An 18040-nucleotide genomic window follows, 5' to 3' on the forward strand; every position below is an offset into this window, starting at 1 on the left:
TTGTCATCCTCCCGTCACTCTGATGAGCCGATGCGACGGCTAGTCTGAACGCACCGTCCACCACGCTGCATCCCTTCCTGGAGTTGCCTCATGAAGACCCGCATGAAGATCGCCCGCGCACGAACGCTGCGTGCCCTCGCCGTCCCCGCACTCGCCGCCGTGCTGCTCGCGACGACGTTCGCGGCTTCGGCCCAGACCGCCGCGCCGACCGGCGTGCGCGGCACGGTGACGTCGCTGTCGGGCGATCTGCTCAAAGTCCACACGCGCGATGGTCAGGACGTCGACGTGAAGCTCGCCGCCGACACGCCGATTCGCGGCGTCACGCTCGCCAACGTCAGCGACATCAAGCCGGACAGCTACGTCGGCACCGCCGCGATTCCGCAGCCCGACGGCACGTTGAAGGCGCTCGAAGTGCATGTATTCCCGCCGAGCATGCGCGGTTCGGGCGAAGGTCATCGGCCGTGGGATCTCGGCGCGAACAGCACGATGACGAACGGCACGGTCGGCTCGCTCGTGGTCAGCAACGGCCGCACGATTACCATCAAGTACAAGGATGGCGAGAAGAAGATCGTGATTCCGCAGGACGTGCCCATCGTCAGTCTGGAGCCGGGCAGCCGCGCGTTGCTCACGCCCGGCACGAAGGTCGTGCTGTTCGCGCACAAGGAAGCGGACGGCGCGATGGCGGCGAATTTCATTTCGGCCGGCGAGCATGGCGTGACGCCGCCGATGTAAAGCGGCGCGTCGTTCGTCTTCATCCCTCTCGTCTTTGAAGCCAATGCCCGACTCGCAAGCATTTCTGGTCGTTCATCCCCTCGTCGTTCGCGTGACGCACTGGATCAATGCGTTCGCGATGGCCTGCATGGTGATGAGCGGCTGGGCGATTTATAACGCGTCGCCGATCTTTCCGTTCCGGTTCCCCGTGTGGGCGACGGTCGGCGGATGGCTCGGCGGCTCGATCGCATGGCACTTCGCGGCGATGTGGCTGCTGTGCGCGAACGGGCTGCTGTATCTCGCGCATGGCGTCGCGAGCGGCCATTTGCGTCGCAAGCTGCTGCCGGTGCGTGCCCGCGAGCTGGCGCGCGATGCGGCGCTGGCGTTGCGCCTAAGACTGCCGCACGAGACCGGCAGATACAACGCCGTGCAGCGCGCGTTGTATCTGCTGGTACTGCTGCTCGGCGTGCTGCTGGTCGCATCGGGACTATCGATCTGGAAGCCGGTGCAATTGTCGTGGCTGACCGCGCTGTTCGGCGGCTTCGATTTTGCGCGCCGCGTGCATTTCGTCGCGATGGCCGGCGTGGTCGGCTTTGTCGTCGTGCATCTGCTGCTGGTGCTGCTGGTGCCGCGCACGTTGCCGCCGATGGTCACCGGACGCGCCCGGCGCAGCGCGCAGCGCATCGATCAAGCCTCCCAGAGGACTCGCGCATGAGCGCCCCGCAACGAACCGACATGGCGAACGATACGCACGCCAGTATAGAAGACGCGCGCCGCTCACGCGTCGTGCTTGCCGAGCACCGGCCGCGGATCGAGCAGTTGCAACGCCGCTTGTTTCTGCGCTCCTCGCTATCGATCGGCGCGCTCGCGATGCTGTCCGGCTGCAACCTGCAGGACAACGATTCCGTCGACAAGGTGCTATGGGCGATGTCGCGCTGGAACGACCGCGTGCAGGCGTGGCTGTTCAATCGCAACAAACTCGCGCCGACCTATTCGGCGCGCGATATCACCGATCCGTTTCCGTTCAACGCGTTCTATCCCGAGTTCGACGCGCCCGATATCGACGGCTCGACCTATCGGCTCGAAGTATCGGGGCTCGTCGCGGATAAACGCGGCTGGAGTCTCGAGCAGTTGCGCAGGTTGCCGCAGGTCTCGCAGATCACGCGTCACGTGTGCATCGAAGGATGGAGCGCGATCGGACAATGGAGCGGCGTGCCGTTTCGCACGTTTCTCGAACTGATCGGTGCCGATCTGAGCGCCCGCTACGTCGGTTTCAAATGCGCGGACCGCTATTACTCGAGCCTCGACATGGCGACCGCGCTGCATCCGCAAACGCAATTGACGCTCGAGTTCCGCAACGCGCCGCTGCCGGCCAGATACGGCTATCCGCTGAAGCTGCGCGTGCCGACCAAGCTCGGCTTCAAGAACCCGAAGCACATCGCCGCGATCTTCGTGACCAACACGAACCCGGGCGGCTACTGGGAAGATCAGGGCTACAACTGGTTCAGCGGGCTTTAGACCGCGGTCACATAACGCGGCACCGGCTTGTGCGCGCGCGGCGGCGGCGCATCGTGAGCGACGCGCATGCGCTTGACCTCGTCGACGGGACTCAGGCCGAATAGCCGCTTGAACTCGCGGCTGAACTGCGACGCGCTTTCGTAACCGACCCGCACGGCGGCCGCGCCCGCATTCAAGCCATCCTGCACCATCAACAGACGCGCGTGATGCAGACGCGTGGTCTTCACGTACTGCATCGGCGAGGTCGCGGTGACCGCCTTGAATTGCGCATGAAACACCGCGAGGCTCATGCCGGCCTCGGCCGCGAGCGTATCGACATCGAGCGACGCGTGGTAGTCCGCATGAATGCGCCGCAGCGCCTTCGCGATGCGGCCAAAGTGATTCTGATGCGTGAGCGCCGCGCGAATCGCGCCGCCCTGCTCGCCGGTCAACACGCGATAACAGATTTCCCGGACGATGCCAGGCGCCAGGATTTGCGCGTCGAGCGGCGACGCGAGCGCCTCCAGCAGACGCTGCACCGCGCTGCTCAGTGCGGCATCGAGCGGCGTCGAATACATGCCGGCCGGTTCGTATTGCGCGAGGCCCTGGGTTTCGTTGAGCGCCATCAGCAGTTCGGCGACCATCGTCAGATCGACGCGCACCGACATGCCGAGAAACGGCTCCTGTTCGCTTGCCTCGGTCTCGCATTCGAACGGCAACGGCACCGACAGCACCAGGTACTGCTGTGCGTCGTACTGGAACACCTGATCGCCGAGATAGCCGCGCTTGCGCCCCTGACAGACGATCACGATGCTCGGCTCGTACATGACCGGCATGCGCGGCATCGGACGATTCGCGCGCAGCAGGCTGACGCCTTCGAGGCTCGAGCGCGTCATGCCGGCATTCGGCGCGAGCAGGTTGAACAGTTCGAGCAAGCGGCGTTGTGCGGGGTCTTCCGGAATGGAACCGACAGCTTGAGTGGACATGACGATATGGCGACGGCCAGGAGAATAATGCTTGAAATTTAGCATCAAACAGCCTGTCGCGCTGTCCCTCCAGAGTTTTAGGCAAACCTTCAAGACGATCAGGTATTCCCCGGGCGGCGCCGGGCTCCTAAGATGGGAACCCTGCCGGATCGCCTTTTTCGACGCGCGCAGCGTGCGCGGTCATCGACCGCCATGCGCCGACAGCTTGCCAACGGCGGCCCCCAACGCTCGCGCCCCGATCCCGGTTCATGCTGCGGCCCGCCGCATCCGCAACCCAGTGTTGCGCATCGCCGGCGCGTCGCATGTTGCGCCATCACCCTCTTTGCTGGAGCCATCCATGAGCACGACGTATGCCTATGCAGCGACCGACGCCACCGCGCCGCTCGCCCCATTTGAAATCCAGCGCCGCGCACCCCGCGCCCATGACGTGCAGATGGAAGTGCTGTACTGCGGCGTGTGCCATTCCGACCTGCATCAGGCGCGCAACGAATGGAAGAACACGATCTACCCGGTCGTGCCGGGCCACGAGATCGTAGGCCGTGTGACCGCGGTTGGTCCGAACGTGACGAAGTACAAGGTCGGTGAACTGGTCGCGGTCGGCTGTCTGGTCGATTCGTGCCGCACCTGTTCGAGCTGCGCGGAAGGTCTCGAGCAGTATTGCGAGAACGGTTGGGTGGGCACGTATAACGGTGTCGATCGCGTCGACGGACAGGTCACTTACGGTGGCTATTCGACGCAACTGGTCGTCGATGAGGCTTTCACGCTGCGCGTGCCGCAGAATCTCGACCCCGCGGGTGTCGCGCCGCTGCTGTGCGCGGGCATCACCACGTATTCGCCGCTACGCACGTGGGGCGTGGGCCCGGGCAAGAAGGTCGGGATTGTCGGCCTCGGTGGACTCGGCCATATGGGTGTGAAGCTGGCTCGGGCGATGGGCGCGCATGTCGTGCTGTTTACGACCTCCCCGTCGAAGATCGAGGATGCGAAGCGGCTTGGCGCGCATGAAGTCGTGGTTTCGAAGAATCCGCAGGAGATGGAAGCGCATGTGAATAGCTTCGATTTCATTCTCAATACGGTGGCTGCGCAGCATGATCTGAATCCGTTCTTGAATCTGCTCAAGCGTGACGCGACGATGACGTTGGTGGGCGCTCCCGAGCACGATCATCCGTCGCCGCAGGTGTTCAATCTGATCTTCAAGCGGCGGCGCCTTGCTGGTTCGCTGATTGGCGGTATTGCCGAGACGCAGGAGATGCTCGATTTCTGTGGCGAGCATGGCATTACTTCTGATATTGAAATGATTCCGATGCAGAAGATCAATGAAGCGTATGAGCGCATGCTCAAGAGCGATGTGAAGTATCGGTTTGTGGTTGATATGGATTCGATGCGGAAGTAATAGCAACTTTTTGGCCGCGCAGCGGGTGGTTTTTTTTGCGCCTGCGGCGCGGGGTTCTGTTTTGTTGTTGTGTTTTTTTGCCTTCGCCCTTTTTTCTGTGTTCTTGGGGCGTTGGCCTTTCCTTGATTTCTTGTCGGTCTATTGGCGTTGCCCCTGTGCGGGGCGGCACCTACTTTCTTTGCTGCTGCAAAGAAAGTAGGCAAAGAAGACAGCTCAAACCGCTAACTCTTAAGCGGGTCCCTCTGTATTCCGCGGGCAGTGGTGCATCTGGAATCTGTGTTCCCGCACACTCCGCGTTAGTGACAAGGCCGTCATTCTTCCGGCGGCGCTGCGCGCGCCGAAGCGCTGGTCTCAAACCATTGGTCGTTTCGGCGCGTCGCCGAGGCGCAGCCGATGGCCTCACCAACCTAAAAAAACACTCTGGTTTTCCTTGCATACCGGTCCGCGACGCACGTAGTGCGGAGTGGGATGGATGACGGCTTTGTCACTGCCGCGGAATGTGCGGGGGCACGGATTCCAGATGCACCACTGCCATTTGTGGAGCACGGTGCCCGCTTAAGAATTAGCGGTTTGAGCTGTCTTCTTTGCCTACTTTCTTTGCAGCAGCAAAGAAAGTAGGTGCCGCCCCGCACAGGGGCAACGCTAATAGACCGATAACAAAGCAAGGAAAGGCCAACACCACAAGAACAACGACAAACCCGCCACAGGCAAAAAAGAAAAACCCATTTGGAGCATCCCAGTGATCGACAGAATAACTGCAATGCGCACATTCATCAGAATTGTGGACACCAACAGCTTCACCCGCGCAGCGGAGTCACTAAACATTCCGCGTGCAACAGCGACGACGATCGTCCAGAACCTGGAAGCCCTGCTGGGCACAGCGCTGTTAGTCCGTACGACGCGCCGCCTGAGCATCACGCCGGAGGGCGCCGCCTACTACGAACGCTGTGCGCAAATCCTGGCCGACATCGACGAAATGGAAGCCAGCCTCCGCAATTCGACCGACAACCTCACCGGCCGCCTCCGCATCGAAATGCCCAGCGCGGTAGCGAGTGCAATCGTGCTGCCGTCGCTAGACGACTTCCACACCCGTTACCCGAACCTCGACCTCGCGATCGGCGTCAGCAACCGCACCGTCGATCTGGTCTCCGAAGCAATCGACTGCAGCATCCAGCTCGGTGAATTGCCCGATTCCAATCTCGTCGCGCGGCAACTCGGCACGCTCGATCAGGTCACCTGCGCGAGTCCGGCCTACCTGGCCCGCCACGGCACGCCCGCCGATCTCGATGATCTGCGCGCGCACGTCGCGGTCAACTGCGTGTCGCCGCATAGCGGCCGCGAATGCGACTTCGATTTCGAAGTGGGCGGCGAAGCGCGCAAGGTCAAGCTCAACGGCTTCGTACAAGTCAGCGACGAACAGGCGTACCTGACCTGCGGACTGCAAGGCCTCGGCATGATCCAGCCCGCGCGCATCGCCGCGCAGCCTTACCTCGATTCCGGCTTGCTGCATGAAGTGCTGCCGCAATGGAAACCCGTGCCGATGCCGGTCTCGGTCGCGTATGTGAAGAACCGCCGCGTGTCGCCGCGCGTGCGCGCGTTCGTCGATTGGCTCGCGGAACTGTTCGAGAAAGCCGGGCACGTCGAGCAGGATCTGTCGCGCGTGCGTCAGTTGCTGCGCGGCCTGCATCCCGCGTGAAGCGGGTGCGGGTCCGGGCGCGCGGCGCTCGCGCGTTGACTAGTCCAACGGCCGCACCGGCACCGGCCGCGTCAACAGATCGACATAGAAATTAAAAAACGCCGGATTATCAAATCGTTTGACGACCGTCATCTTCTGCAAACCCGGCGGCGGCGAACTCGTGTAGCCCCTTGCCTTGCCATCGTCGGCGCCGAAGCCCGTATCCACGTCCACCCACTCCTCGACGGTCTGCGTCGCGAACGACGGATGCATCAGATAGGCGAGCGTCAGCGTGTCCCAGATGTTCGTCGTGTAGTTCGGATTGGTCTCGAAGCCGTTCTTGCCGTCGTCTCCGTAGCCGTTCAGCGTCCTGAACAGTTGCGTGATGATGGTCTGCTTCGCATGATCGTGCGCGACGCGATCGTACAGTGCCTTGTCCATTTTCACGGTATCCGTCACGTCGAGCGGAATCACCGTCTGTTTGATCGGCAGACGCAGCACCGCTTTCGCCGCTGCGGGATCGAACCACCAGTTGAATTCGGCGGTGGGCGTGGTATTGCCCCGCACGTCGATCGCGCCGCCCATGTAAATGATCTGCTTGATCAGCGGCACGATCTCGGGATGCTCGCGCGTGGCCAACGCGATGTTGGTCAGCGGGCCGATCGCGAGGATCGTCACCTCGCCCGGGTACCGCTTGACCGATTCGGCGATGAAGTCGATCGCGCTCTGGCTCTGCACCTTCGTGTGCGTCGCGAAGCCGTCCGGCGGCGCGACGAGGTCGCTAGCCGATTTCGGCTCGGGCTTGCTCCATGCGCCAACATAGCCATCGCCGCTGGGGAATTCCTTCAGTTCCCGCTGGATCGTTTTGAAGTCGTGCGTCAGTGCGTAGTTGGCGCCCGCATAGACGCCGATCTGTTGTTCGACGCCGAGTCGTTCGACCGATTTCAGCGCATCGGCAACACCTTGCTTCAGCCACTGATTGCCCGACACCACGGTAATGCCGAGCACTTTCAGCGAGCCCTGCGCCTGCAATTGCGCGGCCATCACCCCGAGCTGGCCGTCGTCGCCGAGCGTGTTGTAGTCGCTGTCGATGATCACCTTCGGCGGATCGCTCCGGGCACCGAGACTGCTGCTGGCGCAAGCCGTGAGATCGAGTGTGATTGCCACGCTTGCCGCCCAGATCAATGCCACGAGAATTCGCCCCATCGATGCCCCGTTTGGAATGCCGCTGAGTGACGCGGACAAGGAAACCATCATAGGCGCAAGTCGTATGAATGACGAATAATCAGCGCGGCAACGACAGCACACGCAAAAGCGGCTCGCGACGCCACTGCAACGTCGCGAGCCGCTTCGCATAGCGCGCTGTCAAAAGCCCGTTACTGCGATTCCTCCGCCCACACGGCGTTCTCCCGCGTCATCAACGCGGTCGATGCCGCCGGTCCGAACGTGCCCGCCGAATATGAGCGCGGCCGCTCGCCCGACTTCGCCCAGCCTTCGAGAATCGGCTCGGCCCACGCCCATGCCGCTTCGAGTTCGTCGCGGCGCATGAAGTGCGTCAGACGTCCGCGGATCACGTCGATCAGAAGCCGCTCATAGGCTTCCGCGCGACGCTCGGTGAACGCCTGCTGCAGGTCGAGGTTCAGGCTCACCGGCAGCATGTGCATGCCGCTGCCCGGCTCTTTCGCGAGCACCTGCAACTGGATCGACTCTTCGGGTTGCAACTGGATCACCAGACGATTGCCGTAGGTTCGTCCACCGCTCGGGATGATCGAGAACGGCAGATCGGAGAATTCGATGACGATCTCCGACAGCTTCTTCTGCATCCGCTTGCCGGTGCGCAGGAAGAACGGCACGTTGGCCCAGCGCCAGTTGTTGATCCGCGCGCGCAACGCGACAAAGGTTTCGGCGCGGCTGCCCGCCGGCACGTTGTCTTCCTCGAGGTAGCCCTTGACCGCCTCGCCATCCACCGCGCCCGCCGTGTACTGGCCGCGCACCGTGTCGCGCGCGATGTCCTCGGGCGTCATCGGCCGCAGCGAGCGCAGCACCTTCAGCTTTTCGTCGCGCACCGCGTCGGGATCGAGCGACACCGGCGGCTCCATCGCGACGATGCACAGCAGTTGCAGCAGGTGGTTCTGCACCATGTCGCGCAGCGCGCCGGTCTTGTCGTAGAACCCCGCGCGGCTGCCCACGCCGACCGTTTCGGCCACTGTGATCTGCACGCTCTTGATGTACGGCGCCTGCCACAGCGGCCCGAAAATCGGATTGCCGAAGCGCAGCACCATCAGGTTCTGCACGGTTTCCTTGCCGAGGTAGTGGTCGATCCGGTAGATCTGCGCTTCTTCGAAATGCTTGCCGACCGCGTTGTTGATCTCCTGAGCGGACGCGAGATCGTGGCCGAGCGGCTTTTCGAGCACCACCCGCGAATTGCCGTCGACGAGCCCGGCCGACGACAGGTTGTCGCAGATATGGGTGAACAGATCCGGCGACGTCGCCAGATAGAACACGCGGTTCACGCCGTCGCGCGACGCTTCCTTCAGGCGCAGGTAGTCCTCGGCCGCATCGACGTCCATCCGCACGTATTCGAAAATCGCGAGGAATTTGTCCCACGCCGACGCGTCGAACGCTTTTTCGTCGATGAAGGGCTTGGCCTTCTGCTCCATGAATTCGCTGATGTATTCCTCGCGCGACCAGGGCTTGCGCCCGATCGTCAGAATGCGGGTGTCGGGCGGCAGGTTGCAGTGCAGATGCGCCATGTACAGCGCGGGCAGCAGCTTGCGGAACGACAGGTCGCCGGTGCCGCCGAAGATGATCATGTCGAGCGGGAGGTCGGGTGTGGCAGGAGCTTGTTGGGTCGTCATGGCACGGTCGCAGCGTCTAGGGGGAAGGCGTCGATCAGGAATCGGCGGCGGGCGGACGGGCTACGGCTCACGTCCGCTATGGCGCTTTTTCCGGCAAACATCTATGGTGCAACGTTTTTAGATAGTTTGCACGGCAGCATCTGCCGCAGGTTAGCTCAAGTTGCCAACCTTGCGCGCCAGACAGTCGTTTTTTCGGGATATTTTGCGCGATATTTGCCGGTTGGGCCGCTGACGGTCAGCCGCGCGCCAGCGCGTCACGCGCGACCCTGCATGCGGCCAGATCCCACGCCGCGCAGCCTACGCTCTTGAACACCACCGGCCCCGCCGGCAAGGGCTGCGTCTGCTCGAGCACCGCGGCGATCCCGCCCACCCGCGCCCAATCGACACCGGCCTGGATGAAATCGCCGGCCTCGTGCATTGCGCCAGCCTGATCGTCGACGAACAGCGCGCTGCCCGCGATCGTAGTCGCGCCGATCTCGACCATCTGCGGCGTGAAAGCGCCGACGCCGATCACGAGCCGCTCGGCGCGCGCCGTCTCGTCGTAGACCGGCTGTTTGCTCGTGGTCAACGCGATCACGACCTCGACCGAAGCGGGAATCGTCGCGCCCGCATCCGCGAGCGGCCGCAGCTCACGCACCTTGCCGCGCTGCGCCGCGCAGAACGCTTCGGCGCGCGCGGGCGCGCTGCCCTTGACCCACACGCGCGCGTCGGCAAACAGTTCGCCGATCGCCTCCAGATGATTGAGCGCCTGCGTGCCGGTGCCGATCAGCAGGAATTCACGCGGCGCGCCCGCAGCGAACGTCGCGATGCCGAGCATCGACATCGCCGCGGTCCGGCGCCCCGTCACTGTCGGACCATCGAGGATGAACAGCGTCTCGCCGGTGTCGGCATCGAAGGCCATGACCTGACCGTGGATCGTCGGCAGATGGCGCGCACCGTTGCTCGCGCACACATTGACGAGCTTGTGGATCGCGAGATCGGGCGCGGTGGCGGGCATCGACAGCATGACGCCGCCGGCGTTCAGCGGCACGACGAGCCGCTCGGGGCTCACGATGCGTCGTTGCGCGTAGTCGATGCTAGCGCGCCTCAACGCGTCGACAAGCGCTGCGTAAGGCATCAGCCGCGCGGTGGCGGCGGCGTCGAAGATCTGCGTGGTCGGGCGGGTCATGGGCGGAACGATCCAATGGGGGATGGAGTGGGCATGACGTCACCGTAACCGAGCGCGAAAAAATTGACCAGTCGTGTGGACGTCTACTGCCCGCCGAATCGCGAACTCCGCTTCATGCCCAGCGCACCGGCTAGCTCGTGCCGCGGCTTAGCGTCATTCCCCGCCCTGCATGGAAACGCGACATCGTCGCGAACGGCAGGTACACGTCGGACTGATGCGGCGCGACGCCCGACGGGTTGTGAAACCACACGCCGTCGCGATTCCGCCCGTGCAGCAGGATCAGGTGACCGCCCCGCCGCTGGTTCGTCCGCTCCGGATAGCGGATCTCGGGACTCACCGACACGATCGCGAGCGTATCGGCGTCGAGCCGCGCCGCGATCTCCTCGAGCGACGCCTGCGGCAGCACCTCGATATCGAGGCCGAACGCCGGGCCCGCCCAGTCAGCGAACGGCCGGTAGATCAGACCGTCGACGCCACCATCGTCGCGCAACCGGTATACGCCGTGCCGCAGCGCGTCGTCGAGCAGTGCGGCGCGCGGCGCGTGATCGATGCTCCAGTAGTCGAGAGCCGACTCGAGGCACGTCAGCCCGCACAGGCGTTGCGCCCAGAAACGATAGCGCTCGGGGTCGGCGAAACCGCTGCGCTGCCAGTGCGGATCGTCGCACGGGTCGCGCTGCTGTTCGACGATGTCGCGCACCCACTCGGGGCTGCCCCATTGCGTGTAGTACGGGACGTCGGCGTGGCGGAGAACGGCTTCGGTCATCGGTGGTATCGGTCGGGTTGGGTTGTATCGGGCTGGGTTGCGCGGAGTTACAGCATGCTGCGCGGCCGCTTCATCGTGCCGTCGAAGAAACGCTGCAAACGGAACGCCGACAGATCGAGCGACGCCTCGCCGCCATCGTTGAGTTCAGCCAGCAGCTTGCCGACGATCGGCCCCATCGCGAAACCGTGACCGCAGAAGCCGGTCGCGATCGTCAGGCCCGGGACCTGCGGCGGCGCATCGATCACCGGAATGCCGTCGGGCAACACGTCGATCAGCCCCGCCCACGCCTCGACCACCTGGGCGTCGCGCAACGCCGGAAACAGTGCGCGCAGCTTTTTCAGCGCGCGCGGCGCGTGGCTCGCGTTCGGCTGCGGATGCGGGTCGCGCGGATAGAGCGCGCGTTCGGCGTCGGGCACGCCGCCCGGCAGACGTTCGCGCAGATCGTGCAAACAGGCGCCGTTCAGATGGAAGCTGAACTTCTCGCGCTGCGTCCACAGTTCGGGCAAAAACCATTTCAGCGCGCGGAAATGACCGAGCGTCATGTCGACGTCGACCTGCATGTCGTCGGCGAGATTGATCGCGCCGTTCGCGCGCTGCCGGATGCCGAGACCGTGGCCCCAGAAGGTCGACGCCGTGATCGGCGGCAACGGATTGGTGCGCATGCAGGTACCGCGCACGGCCTGCTGCGGCAGTTCGAGACCGAGCGTTCCGAGCAGTCGCCAGCTGCCCGCGCCGGCCACGCAGATCAGACGCGAGGTACGAATCGTGCCGCGCTCGGTGACCACACCAGCGATCGCACCGCCCGCGCGTTCGATGCCGACCACGCCGCAGCCCTCGAAAAACAGCGCGCCGGCTTCGGCCGCCCGTGCCGCGAAGGCCGCGGCGACGCGGCGCGGTTCGGCCTGACCGTCGCTTGGCGTGTACAGGCCGCCGAGCGCGGGGCCCTGCATGCCGGTCACCACGGCGTCGATCTGCCGGCGGTCGAGCGTGCGGGTATCGAGGCCATACTGACGCGCGACCTCGGTCCATTGCTGAAACGATGCCCAGTCTTCGTCATGGGTGGCGACATACAGGCAACCGCCCTGGCGCCATTCGAGATCGAAATTCAGCTCACGTTCGAGTTCTTTCCACAATGGAATGCTGGCCATCATCAGCGGCACCTCCGCGGCTTCGCGACCCTGCTGACGCACGAAGCCCCACGCGCGCGATGACTGCTGCCCGGCGATCCGCGACTTGTCGAGCACCGCCACCGACAGGCCGCGCCGCGCCAGGTAATAAGCGGCCGCGCAGCCCATGATGCCGGCTCCGGCGATCACGACGTCGGCGTGGCTGGGAAACGGTTGGTCGGCGGGCGTGAAGGTCGAGTGCAGCGGGTAAGTCGTGGTCATGGGTGGGCGGGTTGGCGATGTGGGCGTCATCTTCGCAGTGGGAGCCATTGTCCGCAATGACGAGCGACGTCGGTACCGCGGCTGGTCGCAGCCGGCGCCTGCCGAAATGCCCGATTATCCGTCACACGAATATTCGTCGATTATGCGTCACGCAAATATTTGACAAATATTCGTGTCACGCATAAATTGCGTTTATTCGTCTCGCAGATAATCCGCCATGCTCCACCTGATCGCCACGTCGGACCAGCTCGCGCAGTTGCTGGCGGCCAGCCGCCGCCAGGCCGGCCTCACGCAGACCGAGGCCGCCGCGCGCGTCGGCGTGAGCCAAAGCCGCATTTCCGCGCTCGAAACCGATGCGAGCGGGCTCACGCTCACCCAGCTGCTCGCGCTGTGCGGCGCCTACGGCCTGCAACTGCAGTTGCGCGACAAAAATCAGCCGAGCTCCGAGCCGGCACCGAACGTCGAGTGGTGAGATGGCCCGGCAAACCGCTTCGAAGGCATTGTCGGTGTGGGCCAACGGCGAGCGCGTCGGGCTCTGGCGGCTGCCCGCGCGCGGCCCGATGGAGTTCGCCTACGACGCCGCCTGGATCGCGTCGCCCGCGGGTCGTCCGCTGTCGCTGTCGCTGCCGTTCACCCCCGGCAACATGACGCACAAAGGGCCGCGGGTGCTCAACTACTTCGACAACCTGCTGCCCGACAGCGACGTCATCCGCAAACGCATCGCGCAGCGCTACCGGACCGAAACGCTCGAAGCGTTCGACCTGCTGCAGGCCATCGGCCGCGACTGCGTCGGCGCGGTCCAGCTGCTCGCCGAAGACGACGCGCCGGACGGGGTCCAGCGCATCGAAGGCACACCGCTTTCCGACGACGACATCGAGGCGCTGCTCGCGCAGACGGTCGGCAAACCGACGCTCGGCGCGCCCGACGAATCCGACGACTTCCGCATCTCGCTCGCCGGCGCGCAGGAGAAAACCGCGCTGCTGTGGCACGACGGCCAATGGCAACGGCCGCACGGCGCGACGCCGACCACGCATATCTTCAAGCTGCCGCTCGGGCTGGTCGGCAACCGGCTCGCCGATCTCAGCACGTCGGTCGAAAACGAGTGGCTGTGTCTGCGGATTCTGCGCGCGTTCGGCCTGCCGGTCGCGAACACCGAGGTGCTCAGGTTCGGCAAGCAGCGCGTGCTCGCCGTCGAACGCTTCGACCGGCAGATGCATTCGAGCGGCAACTGGCTGCTGCGTCTGCCGCAGGAAGATTTCTGCCAGGTGTACGGCGTGCCGTCGCATCGCAAGTACGAAAACGCGGGCGGCCCCGGCGTGCTCGACCTCGCGCGGATTCTGCAGCAATCGGTCGAGGCGCGGCAGGACATCGAGACCCTGCTCGCGAGCCAGATCCTGTTCTGGATGCTGGCCGCGCCGGACGGCCACGCGAAGAACTTCAGCATCCGCCTGCTCGCCGGTGGCCAGTACCGTCTGACGCCGCTTTACGACGTGATGTCGATCTGGCCGGTCGAGGGCAACGGCCCGAACCAGTGGTCGTGGTACAAGGCGCGGCTTGCGATGGGTCTATGGTCGCGCAGCAAGCACGATGCGTTTCGCGACGTGCAGCGGCGACACTTCAACGCGATGGCGTTGAAATGCTCGTACGGCGCCGACGCCGAGCCGCTGCTCCAGCGTCTGATCGAGCAGACACCTGGCGTGATCGAGCGGGTGTCGGCGGAGTTGCCCGAGCGCTTTCCGGGCAAGGTCGCCGAGCGGATTTTCAAAGGACTTCAAAATTCGGCGGCCCGGCTCGACACGATGCCGGCAAGCTGAACGCGGACCGCGCGTGCCGGCGCAATCCTGATACCTCCGGACACACTTTTCATTGCGCCTCTCGCCTGGCTTTTCCGCAAGGGCGGACCTGCCGGGCTTTGCGGCAAGCAGCCGGATCCGTCGCCTTGCGCACTACTCCATTCGTGGATTCCCTACGGTTTCGTCATCGTTTCACCGGTAGAATGCCTTTTGATGCTCAATGCATCAAAAGTCACCGGCACGGCCATGGCGTCGCTTGCATCAGCGGACTCGGCGGCCGGTCTGACAAAATCATAAATGGTGAATTTTTTTACGGTACATTTGCTGTCCCCGCGTGACCGATTCATGCGCATAGCATGCGCAGGGTCGGCTTGCGCCTGCCGACCGCGCTCCAGATGTACCTTTTAACCCGGCGGATTTTCACGCAGCATGGCCAACGAAACACACTCACCCGACTCCATCGCGGTTGCCGAGCGCGTGCGCGAGTTGATGAGCAGGCATGGAATCGGCAAGCGACAGCAAACCACGGAGCTATGCCGCATCCTCGATCTGAGTTTTTCTCAGGGGCACCGCAAACTGCGCGGCAATAGTCCGTGGACGCTGTCGCAAATCAAGAAAGTCGCCGAGGTATTCGACGAACCCGCGGCGCAGCTGTTCGGCGCGCAGTCGCTCGATCCGGGCGTCGTCGGCGCGATCGCCCAGGAGGCGGTGTTCTGCATCGGCGCGACCGAAATCGCCTGCACCGCGTGGGTCGGCGCGGCGCTCGAACCGGGTAGCCGCCCGGAATTCGTCGCCTATTCGCGGCTCGGTCAATGGCGCGTCTCGCGTCATGATGGCGCGCTGTATCAGAGCGCGTACGAAGTCCACAAGATCGAGATCTATCCGCGCCGCGCCGAGACCGACAAGCCGGCCATCGCGGTGGTCGACGACGATCGTGCAAGCGCCGATAACCTGCGCGATTATCTGGAGCGCAGCGGCTTCGCGGCGGTCGCGATCTATGGGCTCGCGGCCTTCAGCGAGCAGTTGCAGACGCAGGTGTTCGACGGCGTGATCATCGACTGGCTGTTCGGCTCGCAGACCTCGGCGGACGCGATTCGCACGGTGCGCGCGTCGGAGAACCCGGACGCGCCGATCTTCGTGCTGACCGGCGAACTGCTGACCGGCAAGGCCAGCGAATCGGAGATCAGCCAGGTGATCCGCGATTTCGACGTCGCGTGCTACGAGAAGCCCGCGCGCATGGCGATCCTCGTCGCCGATCTGTCGAAGCGGCTGAACCGCCCCTGAAGCACGGGCGCCGATGCGCGCCCCGTTCGCGGCAGCGCCGCCTTCACGCGCTCACGCCTGATGCCGCGCCGCCAGCGCCCGCTGCAGGGCGTGCTTCAGATCCTCGTAATGGACTGGCTTTAACAGCGCCTCGAACACCGACGGCACACCAGTCGCGCCACTTTCGCCATCCCGCACGACCTCCGGCGCGTACGCGCTGACCACGATCACCGGCACGCCCGCCGACGGTCCGTCGCGCGTCGCGAAGTCTTCGAGAAACGTGTAGCCATCGCGCTCCGGCATGTGCAGATCGAGCAGCACCACTTCGCAGCGGTGGGTGTCGAGCCACGCGAGCGCGTCGTTGGCATTGCCGAGTGCGAGCGAGTCGTAGCCCATGTGCGCGACCATTTCGCTGAGCGACTCGCGGATCAGCCGGTTATCGTCGATGATCAGCACGCACGGCTGCGCGCCGTCCGGCTCGGCTTGCTCCGCGACCTCGGCCGGCTCGACGGTTGCGACCGGCACGACCGGGATCGTCACCGTGAAGCTGGTGCCCTCGCCGACCGTGCTCGCGACATCCACCGTGCCGCCGAACAGCTTCACGAGCCCTTGCACGATCGTGAGCCCCATCCCCGCGCCTTCGAAGCGGCGCGTGCGCGACGCGTCGAGCTGCGTGAACTCCTCGAAGATCAGCGGGATCTGTTCGGACGGCACGCCCGGCCCCGTATCGCTGACGACGAAAACCAGCAGCGCCGGCTCTTGCCGCAGTTCGACACGCACCGTGCCGGTCTCGGTGTAGCGGATCGCGTTGGTGACGAGGTTGTTGACGATCTGCCGGATGCGGTGCGGGTCCGACTCGACGAGCCCGCTCGCGCCGCTCGCCTCGCTTTCGAGCTCGAGCCCGCGCGTCCTGGCGGACATCGTGTGTTCATCGACGATCGACGCCAGCAGCTCGCGCGGCTCGAAATGCTGGTGCCGCAGTTCGAGCTTGCCGGCGCCAAGGCGCGCGTAGTCGGTCAGGTCCTTCATCTGCGCCTCGAGATGGCGCGCCGCGGTTTCGAGCCGCTGGATCACCTTGCGGTCGGCCTCCGAGTGATAGTTGAAGCCGAGCAGTTCCACCGACGAGACGATCGCATGCAGCGGCGTGCGCAGTTCATGGCCGATCATGCCGAGAAACGCATCCTTCGCGAGGCTCGCCTCGCGCGCCGCGCGGCTCGCCTGATGCTCGGCTTCCAGCGCCGCGCGCTGCTGGCGCATCAGCCGCGTGCGGCGCCGGCCGTTGAGCACGAGCAGCAGCGTCGCCGCCGCCGACAGCAATAGCAGCACCAGACCGCCCGCGAACAGAATGCGGCGCTTGTCGATGAAATCGCGGTTCATCGCCTCGCGGTCGGCGACATCGGCGAAACGGCGCGACAGCGCGAGATCGTTGACCTCGCTCCAGTGCTGGCGCAGCTGCGCGTCGATCCGCGCGGCACGCGCACGGTCGCGCTGCAGTACCTCGATCTCGGGCTGGATGTCGTCGAGCACAGTCTCGAGCGTCTTGATTTCGTCGAGCTGCCGTTGCAACAGAGCGAGCTGCGCGGAGAGCCGATGCGTCGAGCCGGCCATCACGCGCAGCTTCGATTGCAGCAGCTGGAAGCGCAGCTGCAACTGCTGATAATCGTCGTCGGCACCGGACTGATACAGCAGCAGCTGGTTCTCGAAGCGCGCGTACGCGATCTGCAGTTGCGCGGCGTCCCAGTAGAAACCGTCGTAGGTACGGGTCAGCTGCTCGGTCGCGCGCGGGTTCAACAGGTTCGCATAGAGCAGATAGCCGATCGCGCCGGCGGGCGCCGCGAGCGCCATCAGCCAGATCAGCACGTTCAACACGCGCCGCCACGGACGGCGCGCTATTTGACGATGAGGGCCTTGATCTGCCATACGAATTTCGAGTCGCCGACCGCGCCAGTCAGTTCATCTGGAAAAGCGTCGCGCGGATAGATCAGAAACAGCGGCCCGAAGTCGCTGAGTTTCAGGCGCTGGCCGTTCATGCTGTACGCGACGATCACGCCGTAGCGTTCGCAGTCCGACACCGGCACGGTGTAGGTGTAGTCGTCGAACGTATGGAGTTCGATCTGGGTGCCGTGCGCGCCGACGGCCTTCAGGATGTCGGCGAGCCTGGGCCCGGTGAACGTCGAGCGCGGCGTCCAGGTGGTCGAGGTCGTGATCGTATGCACGGGCAGCGCGAGCAGTTGAGCCTCGTTGAAGTGATAGGTGCGATGCGCGGCGTCGTTGGTATTGGCGATCTTGCCCTGCACGTCGAGCGCCAGCGCCGGCGACTGCCGCGCGCCCGGCTGCGCATGCGCGCAACAGACGGAAAGCCCGACGATCAGTCCCGCCAGCCCCGCCAGCCAGCGCATCCGCCAGGGCACACCGGTTCCGCTGGCTGCCTTGCACAGCGTTGCAATCAGATTGGCCATTTGCTTTTTTTATCCGATTTCGTTGATTCGCCGGACCGCGGGCGGCGCCACGGTCAGCCGATCTCATGCCACGCGAAGTGTTGCGCCGT

The 18040-nt window shown here is 64.5% G+C and carries 16 protein-coding genes; 8 read left to right on the plus strand and 8 right to left on the minus strand.

Features of this window, described 5'->3' with window-relative positions:
• The first annotated feature begins 90 nt into the window (after window positions 1–90).
• The 3 genes from HDG33_RS23490 to HDG33_RS23500 are packed head-to-tail and all read left to right on the plus strand — an operon-like array spanning window position 91 to window position 2229.
• Window positions 91–732: a hypothetical protein gene (locus HDG33_RS23490; protein WP_184034106.1), complete on the plus strand. Its 642-nt coding sequence runs from the start codon at window positions 91–93 to the stop codon at window positions 730–732.
• Between the two features lie 43 nt (window positions 733–775).
• Window positions 776–1426: a cytochrome b/b6 domain-containing protein gene (locus HDG33_RS23495; protein ID WP_184034109.1), complete on the plus strand. Its 651-nt coding sequence runs from the start codon at window positions 776–778 to the stop codon at window positions 1424–1426.
• Window positions 1423–2229, plus strand: a complete 807-nt coding sequence (locus HDG33_RS23500) for a molybdopterin-dependent oxidoreductase (RefSeq protein ID WP_184034112.1) — start codon at window positions 1423–1425, stop codon at window positions 2227–2229. Before HDG33_RS23495 ends, HDG33_RS23500 begins: the two co-directional genes overlap by 4 nt.
• Here the strand turns inward: HDG33_RS23500 and HDG33_RS23505 are convergent.
• Entirely contained in the window at window positions 2226–3194 is a 969-nt protein-coding gene (locus HDG33_RS23505; RefSeq protein WP_026225869.1) for an AraC family transcriptional regulator, read from the minus strand. The genes HDG33_RS23500 and HDG33_RS23505 overlap by 4 nt on opposite strands.
• 337 nt (window positions 3195–3531) lie before the next feature.
• Between HDG33_RS23505 and HDG33_RS23510 the strand changes: the two genes are divergently transcribed.
• Together HDG33_RS23510 and HDG33_RS23515 are read left to right on the plus strand one after the other, a co-directional pair.
• Entirely contained in the window at window positions 3532–4584 is a 1053-nt protein-coding gene (locus HDG33_RS23510) for an NAD(P)-dependent alcohol dehydrogenase (protein ID WP_018420855.1), read from the plus strand.
• Window positions 4585–5323: 739 nt separating this feature from the next.
• Entirely contained in the window at window positions 5324–6280 is a 957-nt protein-coding gene (locus HDG33_RS23515; RefSeq protein ID WP_184034115.1) for a LysR family transcriptional regulator, read from the plus strand.
• A 39-nt stretch (window positions 6281–6319) separates the two neighbouring features.
• Here HDG33_RS23515 and HDG33_RS23520 read toward each other — a convergent pair whose 3' ends face one another.
• From HDG33_RS23520 to HDG33_RS23540, 5 genes are all read right to left on the minus strand, one after another.
• The gene (locus HDG33_RS23520; RefSeq protein ID WP_184034118.1) at window positions 6320–7465 is read right to left on the minus strand and encodes a nucleoside hydrolase; all 1146 of its coding nucleotides are present in this window, start codon (window positions 7463–7465) and stop codon (window positions 6320–6322) included.
• Window positions 7466–7635: 170 nt separating this feature from the next.
• Window positions 7636–9117 (minus strand): glucose-6-phosphate dehydrogenase, encoded by a 1482-nt coding sequence (zwf, locus tag HDG33_RS23525; protein ID WP_090806032.1) that lies wholly within the window; start codon window positions 9115–9117, stop codon window positions 7636–7638.
• A gap of 235 nt (window positions 9118–9352) precedes the next feature.
• A complete protein-coding gene (gene lhpI, locus HDG33_RS23530; protein ID WP_184034121.1) occupies window positions 9353–10285 on the minus strand; it encodes a bifunctional Delta(1)-pyrroline-2-carboxylate/Delta(1)-piperideine-2-carboxylate reductase in 933 nt (310 codons plus the stop codon).
• 130 nt (window positions 10286–10415) lie between these two features.
• Window positions 10416–11048 carry a C39 family peptidase gene (locus HDG33_RS23535; protein ID WP_184034124.1) on the minus strand — a complete coding sequence of 211 codons (633 nt, stop codon included), beginning with the start codon at window positions 11046–11048 and terminating at the stop codon, window positions 10416–10418.
• A 47-nt stretch (window positions 11049–11095) separates the two neighbouring features.
• Window positions 11096–12436, minus strand: coding sequence for an FAD-binding oxidoreductase (locus HDG33_RS23540; protein WP_184034127.1), 1341 nt, complete (start codon window positions 12434–12436; stop codon window positions 11096–11098).
• Between the two features lie 217 nt (window positions 12437–12653).
• On the opposite strand from HDG33_RS23540, the gene HDG33_RS23545 reads away from it, so the two are divergent.
• From HDG33_RS23545 to HDG33_RS23555, 3 genes are all read left to right on the plus strand, one after another.
• The gene (locus HDG33_RS23545; RefSeq protein ID WP_090806037.1) at window positions 12654–12908 is read left to right on the plus strand and encodes a helix-turn-helix domain-containing protein; all 255 of its coding nucleotides are present in this window, start codon (window positions 12654–12656) and stop codon (window positions 12906–12908) included.
• 1 nt (window position 12909) lies between these two features.
• Entirely contained in the window at window positions 12910–14250 is a 1341-nt protein-coding gene (locus tag HDG33_RS23550) for a type II toxin-antitoxin system HipA family toxin (RefSeq protein WP_184034130.1), read from the plus strand.
• A gap of 408 nt (window positions 14251–14658) precedes the next feature.
• The gene (locus HDG33_RS23555) at window positions 14659–15513 is read left to right on the plus strand and encodes a helix-turn-helix domain-containing protein (RefSeq protein ID WP_184034133.1); all 855 of its coding nucleotides are present in this window, start codon (window positions 14659–14661) and stop codon (window positions 15511–15513) included.
• Between the two features lie 51 nt (window positions 15514–15564).
• Here the strand turns inward: HDG33_RS23555 and HDG33_RS23560 are convergent, their stop codons facing one another.
• Both HDG33_RS23560 and HDG33_RS23565 read right to left on the minus strand, forming a co-directional pair.
• Window positions 15565–17412, minus strand: a complete 1848-nt coding sequence (locus HDG33_RS23560; protein WP_184034136.1) for a hybrid sensor histidine kinase/response regulator — start codon at window positions 17410–17412, stop codon at window positions 15565–15567.
• Window positions 17382–17951: a molybdopterin-dependent oxidoreductase gene (locus HDG33_RS23565; RefSeq protein ID WP_184034139.1), complete on the minus strand. Its 570-nt coding sequence runs from the start codon at window positions 17949–17951 to the stop codon at window positions 17382–17384. The genes HDG33_RS23560 and HDG33_RS23565 overlap by 31 nt, the downstream gene beginning before the upstream one ends.
• Between the last annotated feature and the right edge of the window lie 89 nt (window positions 17952–18040).

This window comes from Paraburkholderia sp. Cpub6 (assembly GCF_014201065.1).
Classification (GTDB): domain Bacteria; phylum Pseudomonadota; class Gammaproteobacteria; order Burkholderiales; family Burkholderiaceae; genus Paraburkholderia; species Paraburkholderia tuberum.